Source organism: Natronorubrum thiooxidans (genome assembly GCF_900156475.1).
Taxonomy (GTDB): Archaea; Halobacteriota; Halobacteria; order Halobacteriales; family Natrialbaceae; genus Natronorubrum; species Natronorubrum thiooxidans.
Genome location: NZ_FTNR01000005.1, coordinates 144,140 through 161,511 on the forward strand (window position 1 = coordinate 144,140; position 17,372 = coordinate 161,511).

Genomic DNA, 17,372 nt, shown 5'->3' on the forward strand with positions numbered 1-17,372 from the left:
TTCGAGGCCGGTCAGTCGGTACTGATACCCAGTGCCGAGTAGAGTCCGCACGTGCTGGTGAGGCCGGTTGCGAGCAACACAAGCGAGACCACACCCAGTATGGGTGCTAACACCATCGTCGTGGAGATGACGCCGCCCAGAATCGCCAGCGACACGAGGCCGAGGATCGCGCCGAGCGCGATTCGCACGAGTTGGTCCGTTTTGCCGACGTTATGTTCCATAGTTGAATAGTGTTCGTCTGGAGCCAAGAGTATTGTGGTTGTATGGGCTAATACCACAAAATCAATCAATCCGTCGTCGTGGAACTATTCGTGCCAGTGACTGTCACTGCCCGACTGGCAGTCAACAGTCTGCCGTCGGTCCGGTCCCTGCGAATGGACGGCGCGTTTACGTCCCTCGAGCCCTTACACGAGGACGATTCCACCCCAATGAGTTCGAGAGTGACCTTCGGCACGGTCAAACGAGTCGGCGCGATTCTGATCGCGATCGTGGTCGTGCTCGCTGCGGGGATCGTCGTCGGTCAGGCCCCCGCCATCTTCGGCGTCGGTGAGGATCCGACGGCGTCAATCACCTTCGAAGACCAGCAAGGAGACGGCGAATCGGTCGTCATCGACGAGGTCACCCTCTCGGACGGCGGCTTCATCGTCATCACCGACGGCAGTGAGGACCCACTCGTCGTCTCCGACTACCTCGGATCGGGAACGCAGGAGAACGTCACGATCGAGCGCGACGACGATGGTGACGAACTCGTTGGCCGACTGACCGCGACAGTCCATCAGGATACCACTGACGACGAAACCTACGCGTACCAGGAGAGCGACGGCGCAGAAGACCATCCGTACCTCGAGGCCGGCTTTCCGGTCACGGACACCGCGACGGTAACCACGACCGAAGACGACGGGGCGCTCTCGGACTCCTTCCGCGTCGAGCGTATCAGCGCACCCGAGTCGGCGACCACGAACGAGACGATCGATGTCGTCGCCGAGATATCCAACCCGACCGAACTCGAGGCTCAACAGACCGTCACGTTCCGTCTCGACGGGACCGTCCTCGAGCAACAGACACTGGTCCTCGAGGGTGGCGAAACCAGAGAAGTGACCTTCGAAATCGACACGAGCGGGACCCCGCCCGGCGAACGGATCCTCGGCGTCTACACTGACGGTGACGGTGCACTCCAACCAATCGACCTCGAATTCCACACCGATCCCGGCGTGGCGGTCGTCAATGCGAGCGACGAGAACGTCACGGTTGACGTCGCGACACCCCAAGCCGGGTTCGTCGCAATCGAGGACAGCGATGGAACCATGATCGCAACGAGCGACGAGGTCGACGCCGGCACTGACGCCGAGGTCAGTGTCGAGTTCGACGAGGACGTGTCGGTCGACGACGAAGAGGAACTCACCGCCGTCGTCTACGAGGGCGAGCCGACCGACCTCGAGGGCGCAACGGTGCTCGAACACGAGGGCGAGCCCGTCGAAACGACGTTCACGCTCGCGGCCGTAAGTGACGAGAGCGACGGCGACGACACCGATTCCGACGGCGAGGAGTGATACGGTCTGCTGTAACGATGTATCGCCGATCACCAGAGACGGGTCGATGATCGGCGGTCAGTGACGACAGCAGTCCGTATGAGCCGGCGGCCGACGACTAACCGACCGATTCTTACCCACCCCAGCCCTACCGACTGGCGATGGACGCGCCGCTGTGGACCGACACCCACGCCCCCGAGCTGGCCGAGTTGCCACAGGACGACGCTCGTGAGTATCTCGAGCGAGCCGTCGATGAGCCGATCAACCTCCTCCTGCAGGGTCCACCCGGGAGCGGGAAGACGGCGGCGGCGCGCGCACTCGCACGTGAGGCACACGCCGATCCGGACAACGATCTGATCGAGATCAACGTCGCCGACTTCTTCGGCCGCACGAAAACGGAGATCAAAAACGATCCCCGCTTCGCCCAGTTTCTCGTCGGTCGCTCGTCGATGTCCAAACGAGACATGATCAACCGTGTCCTCAAGGAATCCGCGAGCTATGCCTCGGTCTCCGGCGAGTACAAGACGATCCTGCTCGATAACGCCGAGGACGTTCGCGAGGACTTCCAGCAGGCGTTGCGCCGGATCATGGAACAACACCACCGGACGACGCAGTTTATTATCGCCACCCGCCAACCCACCAAACTCATCCCACCGATCCGCTCGCGATGTTTCCCCGTCTCCCTGCCTGCCCCCTCGAGTGAAGAGGTTGTCACCGTCTTAGAGCGCATCGTCGAACGGGAGGGCGTCGCATACGACGCCGACGGCCTCGAGTTCGTCGCGGGCTATGCGGGGGGCAACCTCCGGCAGGCGGTGCTGGCCGCCCAGACGACCGTCGAAACCGAGGGCGAGTTGACGATGCAGGCGGCCTACGAGACGATCGGCGAGGTCGGCCTCGAGGACGAGATCGAAGCAATGCTCGACGATGCCGAAGCGGGCGCGTTTACGGACGCCAGAAAGGCCCTAGACGACCTGCTCGTCGACGAAGGCCTCGATGGTGAGGAGGTACTCGATTCGATCCTCGAAGTGGCTCGCAAGCGCTATCAGGGTGAGAAACTGGCGCGGATGCACCGGCTGGCCGCGAATATCGAGTTCGAGATGCACGAGGGCTCGAGCGACCGGATTCACGTCTCACATCTGTTGGCGGAACTGGGCCGGGACGCCTGAGAGGCGACCGCTCGGTAACGGCTCACTCGCGGAGTTGCGACTCGAGTAGGTGTTTTCTTCATGCCATGCTGTGAAGATGGGGATATGCCCACTGTCCTCGAGACACATATCCAGAACCGATTCCGCGTCCAGCCGAACCACGCGAACAACAACGACACGCTCCACGGCGGCAACCTGATGAAGTGGCTCGACGAGGTCGGCGCGATGTCTGCGATGCGCTTTGCCGGGGAAACGTGTGTCACCGCTCGCGTGAACGAACTCGACTTCGAGCGTCCCATCGGGATCGGCGACACGGCCTTGGTCGAGGCGTTCGTCTACGATGCAGGTCGAACGAGCGTCCACGTCGGCCTTCGGGCCTGGCGTGAGGAGCCACGAAGCGGCGAGACCGAGCGGACGACCGAGTCGTCGTTTACGTTCGTCGCGATCGACGAGGACGGCTCCGCGGTTCCGGTTCCGGACCTGACCGTCGAGTCCGAACGAGGACAGGAGCTGCAAGCACGGATGCTCGAGGTCGAAGACGGCGTAGAATAGGCGCGGTCAGTCTCGAGTCACCGACTCCTCGTCGGCCTCGACGCTCTCGACGTCAGCCTCAGCGTTCTCGTCGTCGACCGCTGGCTCGAGTGGTTCCTCGAGTTTTCGCAGTCGTGCCTTCATGATCCGGGTGTTTTCGACGGTCTCGACGGTGATCCGGACGCCGTCGTAGGTGATCTCCTCGCCTTCCTCGACGAGGCGGCCGGCCCGATTGAAGATGAAGCCGGCGATGGTCTCGAACTCCTGGCCCTCGGGCAGGTCGATCTCAAGCGCCTCGTTGACGTCCTCGATGTTGACCTCGCCGCGGACGATGACGGTCCGCTCGTCGAGTTGTTCGACCGGTTCTTCCTCGCCGGTTTTCAAGATCTCGCCGACGATCTCCTCGATCATGTCCTCGACGGTCACCAGCCCCTCGGTCGTGCCGAACTCGTCGATGACGATCGCCATATGCATCCGGTTTTCACGCATCTCGGTCAGCAGTTCGTCGACGTTCTTCGATTCGGGAACGTGGAGCGTCGGCTGGATGAGGTCCTCGAGTCGGAGGTCGTCAGCCTCGGCTTCGCCGTAGTTAAGGTCGCGCACGAGGTCGCGGATGTGGACGACTCCCTGGACGTTGTCGAGGCTGCCCTCGTAGACGGGCACCCGGGCGTGGCCACTCTGGATACAGGTCTCGATCGCCTCGTCGATGTCTGCGTCTTTGGGGACCGCGGTCATGTCGAGTCGGGGAGTCATCACCTCCTTGACGATGGTGTTGTTGAACCGGAAGATGCGTGTGAGCATCTCGTGTTCTTCCTCTTCCAAGACGCCCTCGCGCTCGCCAGACTCGATCATCTCCTGGATCTCATCACGGGTGACGTACGGAGATTCAATCGCGCCCGTCGAGCCGATCAGTCTGTTGATCTGTCGAGTGAGATAATCAAAGAGAATGATGAGCGGATAGAGCAGGTACTCCGTGGCCTTCAGCGGTTTCGAGATCCGAATCGCCCACGACTCGGTGTTCTCGACCGCGTAGGACTTCGGAACGCTCTCACCGAACAGTAAGACGAGTGCCGTGATCCCGAACGTCGCCAGCACCACGCCGACCAATCCGCCGAAATAAATCGACAGGATCGCCGTCGCAATCGAGGACATCGCGATGTTGACGATGTTGTTGCCGACCAGAATCGTCACGAGCAGTCGATGGGGATCGTCTTTGAGGGATTTCACCAGCTCGGCCCCCGTCACACCGTCTTCGATCATTCCCTCGAGGCGGTGTTTTGGGAGGTTAAACATCGCGATCTCCGAGGAAGAGAAGAATCCAGAGAGTCCGATAAGGACCACTACTGCAAGGGCACCGAGAACCGTCACTGTCGACTGATCGAACTCGAGGCCCACGACTGGAACCTCGTAGACGGCAACCACGACCTCGAGTAGCGGAGATAACGCCATTGATATCGTGCCTTGTAGCCGAATCGGTTAACAGTTTACCATTATCGCTCGAACTCGCCGGCGACGACACGCTTACCCGCCCGTTTGCCCAACGAACGGGTATGGGAGCATCCACCAGCGCAGACACCGACGCGCCAATCACGTTCTACCGGTTGCAGGCCTGTCCATACTGTGAACGCGTTACCCGACTGCTCGAGGCGTACGACCTCGAGTACACCTCGCGGTTCGTCGAACCGCTTCACTCGCGCCGAGACGTCGTCAAGCGCGTCGCGGGTGTCCGAACTGTCCCCGTCATCGTCGACGAGACGACGGGCGTCACGATGGCCGAGAGTGCAAACATCGTCGGCTACCTCGAGGCGACCTACGGTCACACAACCGACACTGACACTGCCGAGGAGACCGCCGTCGCGGACGCCGGAGGTGCGGAGTAATGCCTGATTTCGAGGTCGTCGACCTCGGTCCCGCTGACCATCCGACAGTCGGAGACGAGGCACCGGACTTCACCCGCCCGCTGGTCACCGACGAGTTCTGGCAGGATCGAACTCTCTCCGAACTCGCTGCCGACGGCCGGACGATCCTCGTATTCACCCCGATGATCGGCTCGTTCGTCGGCAAGTACGTCTGGGACGAACTCGCCGGGCGTGGCTGGGCCGATTATGACGAACGTGTCGTCGGCATCACTGCCTCGACGCCGTACGGCATCTCGCGGTTCCTCGACGAGAACGACTCGCCGTTCACACTCTTTGCTGATCCCGGAAACGAGGTCGCCGACGCCTACGGCATCGCTCACGCCCTCGACGGGATGACCGGGATTACCGAGCCCCGCGTGGCATTCTTTGCGATCGACGACGACTGCACCGTCGAGGCCGCGTGGGTGGCGACCGAGTGGCCCGAGTTTCCGGACTACGACGCCCTCGAGGAGCGTCTCGACCTCGTGTAGCTTCCGTTCAAGCGGTCACGATACGCTTTTGTCGATGACCGGCCGATTTGTACCAAATGAACGACCTCGAGCGTGCAGCAGCCGCGATCAACGACGGTGAGCTCGTCGTCTACCCCACGGAGACGGTCTACGGACTCGGTGCGGACGCTCTCGACCCTGCGGCAGTCGCCGCGGTCTTCGACGCGAAAGGGCGGGACCGATCAAAGCCGATCTCGCTTGCCGTCCCGTCGGTTCCCTCGGCACTGAGATACGTTCGGGCGAGCGACCGCGAGCGCCAGTTCATGGCTCGGTTCCTCCCCGGTCCCGTGACGGTGCTCTGTCGCCGCCGGGAGTCCGTTCCAGAGATACTCACGGCCGGCCGCGACCGAGTCGGCGTCCGGATTCCGGATCACGACCTCGCGCTGGCGCTCTGTGAACGGGCCGGCACCCCGATCACCGCGACGAGTGCGAACGTCAGCGGGCACGGGAGCGTCCGGAAACTCGAGGCCCTCGATCCGGCGATCCGTGACGCGGCCGCCGTGGAACTCGACACGGGCGAGACGCCCGGCACCGAAAGCACCGTCGTCGATCTCTCGACAGCGACGATCCACCGCCGCGGGGCGATGGCCGACGAGATCGAAGCGTGGCTTGAGCGCCGATAACCGACCTACCCGAACCCGAGCAACGATCGCAACGTTCGCGTTCGAACCCCACACTCTGTGGCGAACTCACAGGACTCACACTTTGAGCGATTGCTGGTTCGGGCCGGTGGCCCGTCGAGTTCCCGGACCGTCCGCAGCGCTCGCCGATACCGTGCTCTCCGGCGTGTCGTCAGGTCGACCGACCGAACGACACCGTAGGCGGGGTACTCGAGCCAGGCACGCTCGACTGGTTGCTGGTGTTCCCAGGCGATCGCTTTCGCGGCCGCGACAGCGTGGACTGACTGGGGCTCCCAGACGCCCTGTTCGGGTGGCTTCCCAGCCGAAATCAGGACTGGCTCGAGGGGCTCTGCGAGGACCTTGTGGACGATGCCACGACAGCGGCGACCAGTTGCGAGAACGTGCCGGTCTCGGGGATTACAGAGTCGCTCCCAGTGGCCGCCGTCTGCGAGGCGATCGCGAGTCGTCTCGAGTCGATCGCGATACCGGACGGCTGCGACGGCAATCGGTTCGGATTCGAGTGCACTCGTCGATGCCTCGAGTAACGCCTCGTAGCGCGTTGCGAGCGCACGGATGGCTTCGACCGCCGGTGGCGGCTCGCGGTCTCCATCGTCGTTGGTCTGCTGGTAGTAACACTTCCGCGGACAGTACGCCGCCGCCCGCAGATCGCTGAACGGAATCGGGGCTCGAGACACGGGCCGTCTGGCCGCCCGATCATATAAAAAGCCTCGCCGAATCGGTGGCGTCGGTCACACCCATGCCCTGCCAGTGTTCCGTGTCAGCGGTCGAGTCGGGCACGCCGTCGCGCTTGAGTCGTTCTAGAAGTCGACTTTCGTCTCCATTCCTTCGGTCGCGTCCTCGAGGCCGTCCTCGCGGACGTCGGTCGCCATTCGCCCGGAGAGGTCTGCATCCGCGAGGATGCTGTCGAACTCGTCGCGGTAGCGGTCGTTCGCCGCTCGCGACTCGTCTTCGGCCGCGGCGACGCGGCGGTAGCGTCGAATTTTGGCTTCACTGGCGTTGTACTCCGCGGCGAGCGTGGCGTCGTCTTCCTCGCGGTCGCGGATCGCCGCGAGGTCGACTTCGTCGGCGTCCGACTCGTCGACGAGGTGCAACGCCAGCCGCGCCTCGAACACGTCGGCGGCGTCGACGTCGGCGTCGAGGTCGTCGGCGATGTCTGCGTCGGAATCGCCGTCGTAGAACGCTTTCGCAACCGTAATGAGGGCGTCGTCGGACAGCGCCGTCTCGAACTCGTAGCGGTCGCGCATCTGGGCGACCACGTTCTCGAGGCGCTCCGTAGTCGTTCGTTCGTCGCGCTCGAGCGAGCCACGGGTGTTCTCCTGCGATTCGGTGACGGTTTTTTCGCCGTCGGTGACGTCGGTGAAGAGGTCGCGGAGTTCCTCAGTTTTTTCGTTCATGGGTGGACACTCCCGACGGGCGGCTATTTAAGGCTGTTGCCAGATAGCGTGGGGTCCGAAAAAATAGCCATTGACAACAATTATAAACTAGAAATGAGATAGAAATTTCCGCAAGAAGGCGTAGCGGTTGGCAACTTCATGGTGTGACAAGAATTAAGTCACATCCCTCCCCGTCATTGTACATGAACGTCATAGCACAGTCGGAGGTGGGGAGAGAGACCTACCTGGGGATCGGAAGCATCGGGTATGCGATGTTCTATCTCCTCGTGGCGATTACCCTCGCCGTCTTCGCCTACGGTGTCTACCGACGGTTCAGTCGGTACGCCGAGGGCGACGACGATCCGTTCGCTCGGCTCGATGCGTTACCGAACCGAATCGTCAGCGCAGCCAAGATCGTCCTCTCGAACGAGAAACAGTTCAACAGGGACCTCTACGGCGGTCTGATGCACTCGTTTATCCTCTGGGGCTTCCTGACGCTGCTGATCGCGACGACGATCATCGCCGTCGAACAGTACGGCACGGAACTGTTCTTCGGCTTCGTCTTCTGGGAGGGCGACTTCTATCTCGCCTACCAGTTCATGGTCGACGCGATGGGGCTGTTGTTCGTCGTCGGGATCGGCATGGCACTCTATCGGCGCTACTGGGTTCGAAATAACCGTCTCTGGGGCCGTCACACCTCCAGCGAGGACGATATCTTCATCTGGACGCTGTTCGGCCTCGGCGTCGGTGGCTTCCTCCTCGAGGGCTTCCGGATCTACATTACAGGGATGCCCGAACACGAGGTCGTCAGCTTCGTCGGCTACGGGCTGGCACTGCTCTTTGGCGCGGTCGGACTGCCGACGACCGAGGCAGCACTGAGTGCGAACTACGCGGCGATGGATCATCTCGCGTTCAACGCCGAGACGCTCCACTGGCTGACCTGGTGGTCGCACTCGCTGCTCGCACTGTTCTTTATCGCGTGGATACCCTACGCCAAGCCGTTCCACATGCTCTCCTCGTTCGCCAACGTCGTCACGCGTGACGAGAAGGCCGGCGCTCGACTGCCAAACGTCCCGGCAGATCTGGACGCGACCAACGCGGAGTCCATCGACGACTTCACCTGGAAAGAGCTGCTCGATCAGGACGCCTGTACCAAGTGTGGTCGCTGTTCGTCGGTCTGTCCCGCGAAGGCCTCCGACCGACCGCTTGACCCACGGGACGTCATCCTCGACCTGAAAAAATACCGCGAAGAACTCGACGCCGGCGGCGAGGAGCAGCCGATCATCGCCGACGGCGGCACGAGCGTCATCAACACGGAGACGATGGAGTCCTGTATGGCCTGTATGGCCTGTATGGACGCCTGTCCCGTCGAGATCGAACACCTGCAGTCGTTTACCCGACTCAACCGTCAGGCGACCGATCAGGGAGATATCTCGAGTTCGATGCAGGACGTCTTCCAGAACGTCATGCAAAACGGCAACACGTTCGGCGACAGTCCCCGCAACCGTGGCGACTGGACGGAGGACCTCGAGTTCGACGTCGCCGACGCCCGCGAGGAGGAAGTCGACTACCTCTGGTATGTTGGCGACTTCCCGAGCTACGACGAGCGCAACAAGCAGGTTGCCCGCTCGCTGGCGACGATCCTCAAGGAAGCCGACGTCAGCTTCGGCATCCTCTTCGACGATGAAAAGTACGACGGCAACGACATCCGCCGCGTCGGCGAGGAGTTCCTCTACGTCGAACTTGCCGGCCACCACGTCGAAACGTGGGAGGACTGTGAGTTCGACACGATCGTCTGCACCGACCCCCACTCCTACAACACGTTCAAAAACGAGTATCCGGAGGTCGACTTCGAGGAGTTCGCCGACGACCCGATGATGCCCTTCGACTACGAGGAGTTCTGGAACGACGACGGCGAGATCGACGTCTACCACTGGACCCAGGCGGTCGAAGAACTCGTCGCCGAGGGCAACCTCGAGCTCACCGGCACCGAACTCGACTACACGGTCACCTACCACGATCCATGTCATCTCGGCCGGTACAACGACGAGTACGAGGCCCCGCGTGAGCTGATCAAGGCGACGGGCTGTACGCTCGATGAGATGCCACGCAACCGCGCCAACGCCTTCTGCTGTGGTGGCGGTGGCGGTGGCCTCTGGATGGACTTCGAAGAAGAACCAAAACCGAGCGAGGAACGCATCCGGGAGGCACTCGAGGACACCGACGCCGGCCCCGATATCGACAAGTTCGTCGTCGCCTGTCCGATGTGCATGACGATGTACGAGGACGGCCGCAAAACAGGCGGCTACGAGGACGAAATCGAGATCGTCGACGTCGCCGAACTCATCGTCGAAGCGATCGGCAAGGCCGAGGAAGCGAACGTCGAAGTCGCAGCCGACTGATACGGTCTGACTCGGTTTTCACCGCCGCTGTCGCTCGTTTTGTCGCCTCGTTTCGAGAGCACCACATCGAGCGTCGACGTCACAGAACCGCCGACGGCTGCGACCCAGAAAAAAGCGCCCGCTAGTCAGACGAACCAACGGACGGGGACTGCACGTCCGACTCGGCGGCTGCATCGGCTGTGTTCACTTCGCGAACGAACTTGAGGAAGTTTTCGAAGACGAGTTTCGCCTCACAGGCCTGCTGGTAGTTGTCCTGGGTAATCTCGGCGAGGACGGAGTCGCGGCGCTCGTCGGAGAGTTCTTTTCGGTGGACGAGTTCACGGGCCGTCTTCGGGTCGTACTCGGGGTGGAACTGGACGCCGAAAACCCGGTCCTTGCGGAAGCCATGATTCGAGTACTGGTTCGTGGCGAGCGGTTCCGCGCCGGCCGGAAGCTGTGAGACTTCGTCGGAGTGGCTGGTAAAGGCGGTGAACGACTCGTCGATGCCGTCGAACAGCTGCGACTCGCCGAAATGTTCGATCTCGCTGTACCCGACCTCGTAGGCACCCATATCCTCGACGGTGCCGCCGAGAACGTCCGCAAGCAGCTGGTGGCCCCAACAGACGCCGAGGAAGGGGATATCTCGATCGATCGCATCGCTGACCCACGCTTTCGTGGCTCGAATCCATTCTTCGTCCCAGTACACAGAGGATCGAGAGCCCGTGACGACGGCCCCATCGTACTCGAAGCCGTGTGGCACCTCGCCCTCGGTCGCGTCGAACTCCGCGAGCGAGGCGTCGAGCTCGCGCCGGAAGTTTCGCGTCGTGTTCTGGTCCTGATGGGCCGCGTTCAGGACGGCAAGCCGGAGCTGATTCATTACGTTGTAGTGGTTACTCCGGATGAATAGGCTTTCCGCCCCGCGCAGCCGTCGCCTCGATCGTGGACGGGGCGACGGAGCCGGTCTCGAGGGCGACACCGACCGACTCACGATGGGTAGTAGCGCCCGTCGCCGTCGCGTCGGAACCGCTCGCCGGTGTGAAACCAGCCGTCGTCGAACCGCCTGCAGTTGTCGTGTCCCGTCTCATCCGAGCGCTGACCGGTCGTGGGCTCGTCCCACTCGTCGTCAGCAGCGCCGGCAGTATTCACGTAGCCGTCGGCGACGACGGGGCCCGACAGCTCGAGTCGGCCCTCGGCCTCGCCCTCGAGGACGGTGCCGTCGTCGTCGACCAGCCGTGCGCGGCAGTCGAGAACCGGGCGGCCGACGCCCCCAGAGTCGGCGGCCGTCGAAAACGACTGACTGAGCGCGGTCGGACACTCGAGCCAGCCGCGAGCGCGGGCGAGCGACATCGAGCAGTCGCGGTATCGGTCGCGAACGTCGGCTGAGAGCGATCCCTCGACGACGGCGCGCTCGAGCGATCCGGCAGCGTCATCAAACCGCGACTCGGCTGCGAGGTCAGTGAGCGCCGTCGTGCGGCCCGCGAGGAACGTCGCCCGCTCCGCCTCGATGGCGGTCAGCGTGTCGCCGGGGTCGAACGCCCGGTCGAGGAGGAGCGTGCCGCCGACGTACAACAGCGCCAGCGCGACACGAACGAATCCGTCGGGGGCCGACAGCGGCCCCACGAGCGGCACGACGTCATCGCCCGACAGCCCCCACGTGACGGCCGTCGAGATGCAGTTCCACTCGAGCGTTCGTGCCGAGTAGCCGACGACTGGACGGCCGCCATCGCCGTGGAAGAGCACCTGCGGGCCGTCTGCCTCGTCTCGAGTCACCGTGTCGTGACTGGCGACGTCGGCTTCCGAGTTGCAGTCGGCGGCCTCGAGTTCCGAGAGCGTCGCCGAGCGGTCGAACGGGATCGACCGGACGAGGTCGCGCTGGGCCGCCTCGAAGACGACGAGATCGGGGTCGATGACCTCAAAGGGACGCGTAACGGTCGCCGGCGTCAGCCAGTGAGAGATCGGCGCGAACGTCACGCCGAGGCGACGACAGGCAAAGAAGAGCGCGAGCGAGACGACCCGGTTTCGTGTCACGAGACAAAGGACGTCGCTGGCCTCGAGGCCGAGCGCCGAAAGCTGTTCGGCGGCACGGGTCGCGAGCGCCGACAGCTCGGCGTAGGAGACTCGATCCTCGTGGACCTCGTGGATCGTCTCCGCGGGCGCGTACAGCCGCTCTTCGGAACTGTCGACAACCGCCGTTCGGTCCGAAAATCGTTCGGCCCGGCGAGCCAGCGAAAGGGTCACAAAGCTGACTTCCACTCGGGATTACGTAGTAGGGGAGGGGTCACTCGCAAGCACCACCGGATTGCTCAATCGGAACGGGACACGTACCGAATCCGGCCGCCTCGAGTTGACGTCAAAACGGCGCGGGAGCGGTTCAGTTTCGGAACGCTTGAGACCCCCTGTTTGAAATACCAGTCGTGGCCCGCGCTCGACTCTTCGCATCTCTCTGTGGACTCGTTTTCCTCGTCAACCTCGCCAGAATCATCTTCGCCCCACTTTTGGACGTCTTCATCGGCGAGTTCGCGATCGGTGAGGGGACTGCTGGCCTCATCGTGACCCTCGCCTGGATCGGGAGCGCCTCGCTGCGGCTTCCGACCGGCTGGGTGCTCACGAAAGTCCCGCGCCATCAGGTCGTGCTCGGCTCCGGCGTGATCCTCGCCGGCTCATCCGCGTTCGCTGCGACCGCGACGACCATCCCACACCTCATGGCCGGGGCGTTTTTTATGGGCATCGCCTCCGGGGTCTACTTCGTCTCGGCGAACCCGCTGTTGAGCGAACTGTACCCCTCCCGCGTCGGGCACGTGATGGGGATCCACGGCGCAGCCAACCAGATCGCCGCGGTGATCGCCGCCCCGTTCGTCGTGCTCACGCTGCTCGTCGACTGGCGACTCTCGCTGTGGGCGATCGCCGTCGGGGCGGCGGTGGTGACGGTCTACACGTGGGTCGCTGCGCGAGGGACCGAGATGCCAGCGGCGGGTGCAGACGACCGCGATTTCGTCGCCGGCGCGCTGTCGGAGTGGCGGCTCATCGTGACCGCGCTGGTACTCGTCGGCGCGGCGTCGTTCGTCTGGCAGGGGCTGTTCAACTTCTATGAGCTGTACATGCAATCGAAAGGGCTCTCCGACCGAATGGCGGGGACGATGCTCACGATCGTCTTTGCCGCCGGCGTCCCCGCGTTCTACTTCGGCGGCGATCTGGCCGATCGACTCCCGCACGTTCCGTACCTGCTCGGCATTGTCGGGACGTTCTCCGCGAGCATGTTCGCGTTGACGGTGGTCGACGGCCTGCTTCCGTTACTCGCTCTCACCGGCGTCATCGGATTCGTCATCCACACCCTGTTTCCCGCGACGGATACGTACCTGCTCGACACGCTCCCGGACTCGACTCGAGGCAGTGCCTACGCCGTCTTTAGCTCGAGTTGGATGCTCATGCAGGCGCTCGGCTCGTGGGTCGTCGGACTGCTCATCGAGTCCGGACTGACGTACAATGCGGTGTTCGGTGGTGCTGCTGCCCTCCTCGGCGCGTCGGTCGTCGTCCTCGTCGTCCTCGAGCGAACGAACCGGCTTCCGAGCTGACCGATCGAGGACTACTCGTCGTTCGCGAGCCACCCCGCGAGTCGGTCGTTGACCGTCCGCGAGCGCTCGATAAAGCAGAGGTGGCCCGCGCCCTCGAGTTCGGTGTACTCCCCTCTCGGGAGTCCTCGAGCCAGATCCTGCCCGGCCGAAGAAGCGACCAGTTCGTCCTCGCTGCCGTGAATGACCCGCGTCGGCTGGGTCACCTCGACCAGCCAGTCGCTGGCGTCGAAGTCCTCGAGCGCGGCGACTTGTGCCGCCCAGCCCGCGCGGTCGGCATCGCCATCGGCACGCCAGTCGACGATGCCATCGAGCACGTCAGGTTGTGCCTCGAGAAAGTCCGCTGGGAGCCCGGCCGCAAGCGACTCCCGAAGCGCCTCGCGATCTGCCGGCGGCGCGAACAACGGCTCGAGGTCGTAGGCGTCGCCGCTGGCGGCGGTTCCAAAGAGCGTCAGCGTCTCGACGCGGCTCGAGTCTCGAGCGGCACGAAGCGCGATCGCCCCACCGAGGCCACAGCCGACGAGGTGCGCTTTTCGGATCTCACAGTCGGCCAGCACCGCCTCGAGGTCAGCGACGAGCGCCTCGAGTGCGTAGGGCCCGGGCGGCGCGTCGGAGTGGCCGGTTCCGCGCAGATCCCAGACGACGACCTCGGCAGGGCCGGCGAGGGCGGCGTGTTGCCAGCCCCACGACCAGCCGCCGAGGCCGGCGTCAGAAACGAAGACGACGGGATCGCCGTCGCCCTCACGATCGTAGTACAGCGAGACGGAGCCGTTGGTAGCGGTAGGCATAGCTCCGACGACGGCCCGAAGAAAAACGGTGGTTTCGGTTTTCGGACGACTCGAGGCCGATCAGGCGTCCTGGACCTGCCGAAGGACGTCCGGCGCGTCCTCGAGCGCCGCATCCAGATCGGCGACGTTCGGGCCGCCACCCTGGGCGAAGTCCGGTGGGCCGCCGCCGCCGCCGCCAACGCGGCTGGCGAGTTCACCGACGACCTCACCGGCGTTGACACCCGAATCGTCGGGCACGGCGACGACGAACTGGGCACCGCTCTCACCGCTGCCGAGGACGGCGATCTTCCCCTCCTCGACGAGCGCGTTTGCGGTCGCGCGTAGTTCGCCCATGTCGGCGTCGATGCGGTCAATGACGGCCGTCGTCTCACCGATGTCGACTTCTTCGCCGCCGCCACCGCCGCCGGCTCGAGCAGCAGCGAGCTGTTCTTTCAGGTCTTCGATCTCCTTGCCACGGCCCTTCCACTCCTCGAAGAATCGTTCGGCCGTTTCGGGGACGTCCGCTGGCGAGACGTCGAGAACGTCCGCGGCCTCATACAGCGCATCCTCTTTTCGCTGGGTGGACTGGATCGCAGCATCGCCAGCGGCGAAGGTGATCCGCTCGACACCGTCCTGGACGCGCTCGGTGTTCAGCACTTTGATCGCGCCGATGTCGCCGGTGCGGGCGACGTGCGTGCCACCGCAGGCCTGGACGTCGTCGTCGACGTGAATTAGCCGGATCTGTTCACCCGGCGGGATCCCGCCCTGATAGAGGTCGAAGCCGTGTTCGGCCTCGGCATCGTGGCGGTCGGGCCACTCCTGGGTCACGGCGGTGTTGTCCATCACGATATCGTTGGCGAGCGACTCGATCCGTTTGACGTCCTCGCGGCTGATGCGAGCGTAGTGGCGCATGTCGATCCGCGAGCTCTCGATACCCTTCTGGGCACCGGCCTGTCGGATGTGCTCGCCGAGTACCTGCCGGGCCGCGTGGATGACGATGTGTGTCGCCGTGTGATGGCGCATCAGCTGGCGACGACGGGTGCCGTCAACCTGTCCCTTGACGAACTCGCCTTTGCCGGGGCTTTCGTCCGTTCGATGGAGAATCACGCCGTCTTCGATCTGGACGTCTTCGACCTCGACAGTCGTGTCGTCGGTCGAGAGCGTCCCCTGATCTGCGGGCTGGCCACCGCCTTCAGGATAGAACATCGTCTGGTCTAAGACGACGTCGTAGCTCTCCTCTCGCTCGAAGACGTCGAGGACGACAGCTTCGAACTGGGTTCGCTGTTGGTCGTCGTAGTACAGTTTCTCCGTCTCGGGGAGATCCTCGAAGCGCTCGTCTTCGTCTTCGTCTTCGTCGGCCGCCTCCGGCGTCTCGTGGCGCTTTGCGACGAGGCTGTAGAAGTCGTCGGGCACGTCGACGGCGGCTCCCGCGTCCGCGGCGATCTCTTCGACCATATCCGGCTGGAGCCCGTGTGAGTCGTAGAGTTCGATCAGCTCTTCGACCGGAATGGGCTCGCCCTTCTCGGCGTACTCCTCGGCCATCGCTTCGACCCGGCGACCGCCGCGCTCGAGCGTCTCGCGATACTTCTCGACCTCGGTGCGGACGATGTCACGGATCGTGTCGCGGTTCTTGTAGTCGAGCCGTTTAGCCTGCATATCGACGAGTTCGTCGAGCGGCGCGTCGACGCCGACGGTGTCACAGAGCCGTTTAGTTCGGCGAAGTACCATCCGGGTGAGATAGCCCGTGCCGACGTTCGAGGGGACGATCCCGTCGCCGAGCATATAGGCAAGGGTCCGACAGTGGTCTGCGATCGCATAAATGTCCTCGAGGGGTTCCATCAGCGCCTCGAGTTCGCCGGCATCCACATCGAGTTCGGCGGCAATCTCACCACGGGCGGTCTCCATGTCTTCGGCCTCGTCGATGTCCATGTGACCCGCCAGCTTGGCGGTGCGGTGGATCAGCTGTTCTTCGTCGTCGGTGTGCTCGAGCTCCGCGTTGTCTTTGAGGAACTCGATCATATCGGGGTAGACCGCCTCGTAGACCGTCGGTGTGCCCTGGGAGACCCACGTCCAGCGCTCGAGGCCGTAGCCTGTGTCGACGATGTAGGTATCCATCGGGCTGTAGCGGTTCCCGTCTTTCATTTCGTACTCGCCGTCGGGATCCTGCTCCATCGACATGAAGACGAGCGTCGCGAGTTCGACGCCACGGAAGATGACCTCCATCGCGGGGCCGGCGTTGCCGCCGCCGACCCACGGATCTTCGATGTAGATAATCTCGTCGAGATCGACACCCAACGAGTCGAAAAAGCCGTCACAGAGTTCAACGGTCTCGTCTTTCCAGTAGACCTCACCCTTGTAGGCGTACTCGTCGGGGGCATCTTCGCGCGTGTTGAACGCGTGGTGGGCCATCATCTCGAAGGCCATCGTGTGCCGACCCGTCTTGCCCACGTTGTCGATGTCCTGCATCCGGATACAGGGCTGGCTGATCGTCAGCGGGTTCGCCGGTGGCGGCGTCTCCCCGCTCGTCACGAGCGGCTGGAAGTCGTAGATCGACGCCTGGGTCAACAGGACGTCATCACGCCAGCGGTTCGCCGCGACGGGGTAGGGCTCGATCCGTTCGTGGCCGTGGTCCTCGAAGTACGAGAGAAACGCCTCGCGCATCTCCTCGAGGCTGTACTCGTCGTCGAAGCCGGCGTTCTCGATGAAGCCGTACTCTTCACACGGGGGCTCACCGCAGGTTTCTCGCCCGTGATCGCGGGTCCAGAAATGCGCACCACAGCTCGGACACTCCTTGCGCTCGAATCCTTCCTCCTCGAAGTACTCGAGGCGGTATTCGTCCGCCAGTTCGCTCATTACAGGTGTGTTCGCGAGCCAGCGCCTAAAACAGTTCCGCAACGTTTATTTCGAAACTATTGCATGGTCTGCGCCGGACAGCTGCTCGAGTCGCGAGCCGATCGAAACCGAATCGCCCGAGAAATCATCGTATTGACAGTCGATAGTATATCCATTCGAAGTAGCTTTATCAAGGT

The 17,372-nt window shown here is 63.4% G+C and carries 16 protein-coding genes; 8 read left to right on the forward strand and 8 right to left on the reverse strand.

The genetic code is table 11. From position 1 onward, the window contains the following. Positions 1-11 precede the first annotated feature (11 nt). Complete coding sequence (locus BW940_RS08835) at positions 12-221, reverse strand: YgaP family membrane protein (RefSeq protein WP_076608839.1); 210 nt, start codon at positions 219-221, stop codon at positions 12-14. A 207-nt stretch (positions 222-428) separates the two neighbouring features. Here BW940_RS08835 and BW940_RS08840 point away from each other — a divergent pair, with 207 nt between their 5' ends. The 3 genes from BW940_RS08840 (at position 429) to BW940_RS08850 (ending at position 3,226) form a co-directional block, all read left to right on the forward strand. Beyond that, positions 429-1,550 (forward strand): DUF7282 domain-containing protein, encoded by a 1,122-nt coding sequence (locus tag BW940_RS08840; RefSeq protein WP_076608942.1) that lies wholly within the window; start codon positions 429-431, stop codon positions 1,548-1,550. Positions 1,551-1,690: 140 nt separating this feature from the next. Then, complete coding sequence (locus BW940_RS08845; RefSeq protein WP_076608840.1) at positions 1,691-2,695, forward strand: AAA family ATPase; 1,005 nt, start codon at positions 1,691-1,693, stop codon at positions 2,693-2,695. Between the two features lie 84 nt (positions 2,696-2,779). Continuing rightward, entirely contained in the window at positions 2,780-3,226 is a 447-nt protein-coding gene (locus BW940_RS08850; RefSeq protein WP_076608841.1) for an acyl-CoA thioesterase, read from the forward strand. A 6-nt stretch (positions 3,227-3,232) separates the two neighbouring features. Here BW940_RS08850 and BW940_RS08855 read toward each other — a convergent pair whose 3' ends face one another. Then, positions 3,233-4,654 carry a hemolysin family protein gene (locus BW940_RS08855; protein WP_076608842.1) on the reverse strand — a complete coding sequence of 474 codons (1,422 nt, stop codon included), beginning with the start codon at positions 4,652-4,654 and terminating at the stop codon, positions 3,233-3,235. A 101-nt stretch (positions 4,655-4,755) separates the two neighbouring features. On the opposite strand from BW940_RS08855, the gene BW940_RS08860 reads away from it, so the two are divergent. Genes BW940_RS08860 through BW940_RS08870 form a run of 3 tightly spaced genes read left to right on the forward strand, consistent with a single transcriptional unit; the run spans position 4,756 to position 6,235 of the window. Beyond that, positions 4,756-5,085 carry a glutaredoxin family protein gene (locus BW940_RS08860; RefSeq protein WP_076608843.1) on the forward strand — a complete coding sequence of 110 codons (330 nt, stop codon included), beginning with the start codon at positions 4,756-4,758 and terminating at the stop codon, positions 5,083-5,085. Beyond that, positions 5,085-5,594 carry a redoxin domain-containing protein gene (locus BW940_RS08865; RefSeq protein WP_076608844.1) on the forward strand — a complete coding sequence of 170 codons (510 nt, stop codon included), beginning with the start codon at positions 5,085-5,087 and terminating at the stop codon, positions 5,592-5,594. The genes BW940_RS08860 and BW940_RS08865 overlap by 1 nt, the downstream gene beginning before the upstream one ends. Positions 5,595-5,650: 56 nt before the next feature. After that, positions 5,651-6,235 carry an L-threonylcarbamoyladenylate synthase gene (locus BW940_RS08870; protein WP_076608845.1) on the forward strand — a complete coding sequence of 195 codons (585 nt, stop codon included), beginning with the start codon at positions 5,651-5,653 and terminating at the stop codon, positions 6,233-6,235. 5 nt (positions 6,236-6,240) lie between these two features. Here the strand turns inward: BW940_RS08870 and BW940_RS08875 are convergent, their stop codons facing one another. Together BW940_RS08875 and BW940_RS08880 are read right to left on the reverse strand one after the other, a co-directional pair. Continuing rightward, entirely contained in the window at positions 6,241-6,927 is a 687-nt protein-coding gene (locus tag BW940_RS08875) for a hypothetical protein (protein WP_076608846.1), read from the reverse strand. A gap of 123 nt (positions 6,928-7,050) precedes the next feature. Then, positions 7,051-7,647 carry a conditioned medium-induced protein 4 gene (locus tag BW940_RS08880; protein WP_076608847.1) on the reverse strand — a complete coding sequence of 199 codons (597 nt, stop codon included), beginning with the start codon at positions 7,645-7,647 and terminating at the stop codon, positions 7,051-7,053. A gap of 182 nt (positions 7,648-7,829) precedes the next feature. Here BW940_RS08880 and BW940_RS08885 point away from each other — a divergent pair, with 182 nt between their 5' ends. Beyond that, entirely contained in the window at positions 7,830-10,028 is a 2,199-nt protein-coding gene (locus BW940_RS08885; RefSeq protein ID WP_076608848.1) for a (Fe-S)-binding protein, read from the forward strand. Between the two features lie 121 nt (positions 10,029-10,149). Here BW940_RS08885 and BW940_RS08890 read toward each other — a convergent pair whose 3' ends face one another. Together BW940_RS08890 and BW940_RS08895 are read right to left on the reverse strand one after the other, a co-directional pair. Continuing rightward, positions 10,150-10,884: a type 1 glutamine amidotransferase gene (locus tag BW940_RS08890; protein WP_076608849.1), complete on the reverse strand. Its 735-nt coding sequence runs from the start codon at positions 10,882-10,884 to the stop codon at positions 10,150-10,152. A gap of 107 nt (positions 10,885-10,991) precedes the next feature. After that, the gene (locus tag BW940_RS08895; RefSeq protein ID WP_173834874.1) at positions 10,992-12,260 is read right to left on the reverse strand and encodes a class I adenylate-forming enzyme family protein; all 1,269 of its coding nucleotides are present in this window, start codon (positions 12,258-12,260) and stop codon (positions 10,992-10,994) included. A 161-nt stretch (positions 12,261-12,421) separates the two neighbouring features. Here BW940_RS08895 and BW940_RS08900 point away from each other — a divergent pair, with 161 nt between their 5' ends. Further along, positions 12,422-13,579, forward strand: coding sequence for an MFS transporter (locus BW940_RS08900; protein WP_076608850.1), 1,158 nt, complete (start codon positions 12,422-12,424; stop codon positions 13,577-13,579). A gap of 11 nt (positions 13,580-13,590) precedes the next feature. Here the strand turns inward: BW940_RS08900 and BW940_RS08905 are convergent, their stop codons facing one another. Beyond that, complete coding sequence (locus tag BW940_RS08905; protein ID WP_076608851.1) at positions 13,591-14,364, reverse strand: alpha/beta fold hydrolase; 774 nt, start codon at positions 14,362-14,364, stop codon at positions 13,591-13,593. 60 nt (positions 14,365-14,424) lie between these two features. Further along, positions 14,425-17,196 carry an alanine--tRNA ligase gene (gene alaS, locus BW940_RS08910; RefSeq protein ID WP_076608852.1) on the reverse strand — a complete coding sequence of 924 codons (2,772 nt, stop codon included), beginning with the start codon at positions 17,194-17,196 and terminating at the stop codon, positions 14,425-14,427. Positions 17,197-17,372: the final 176 nt, after the last annotated feature.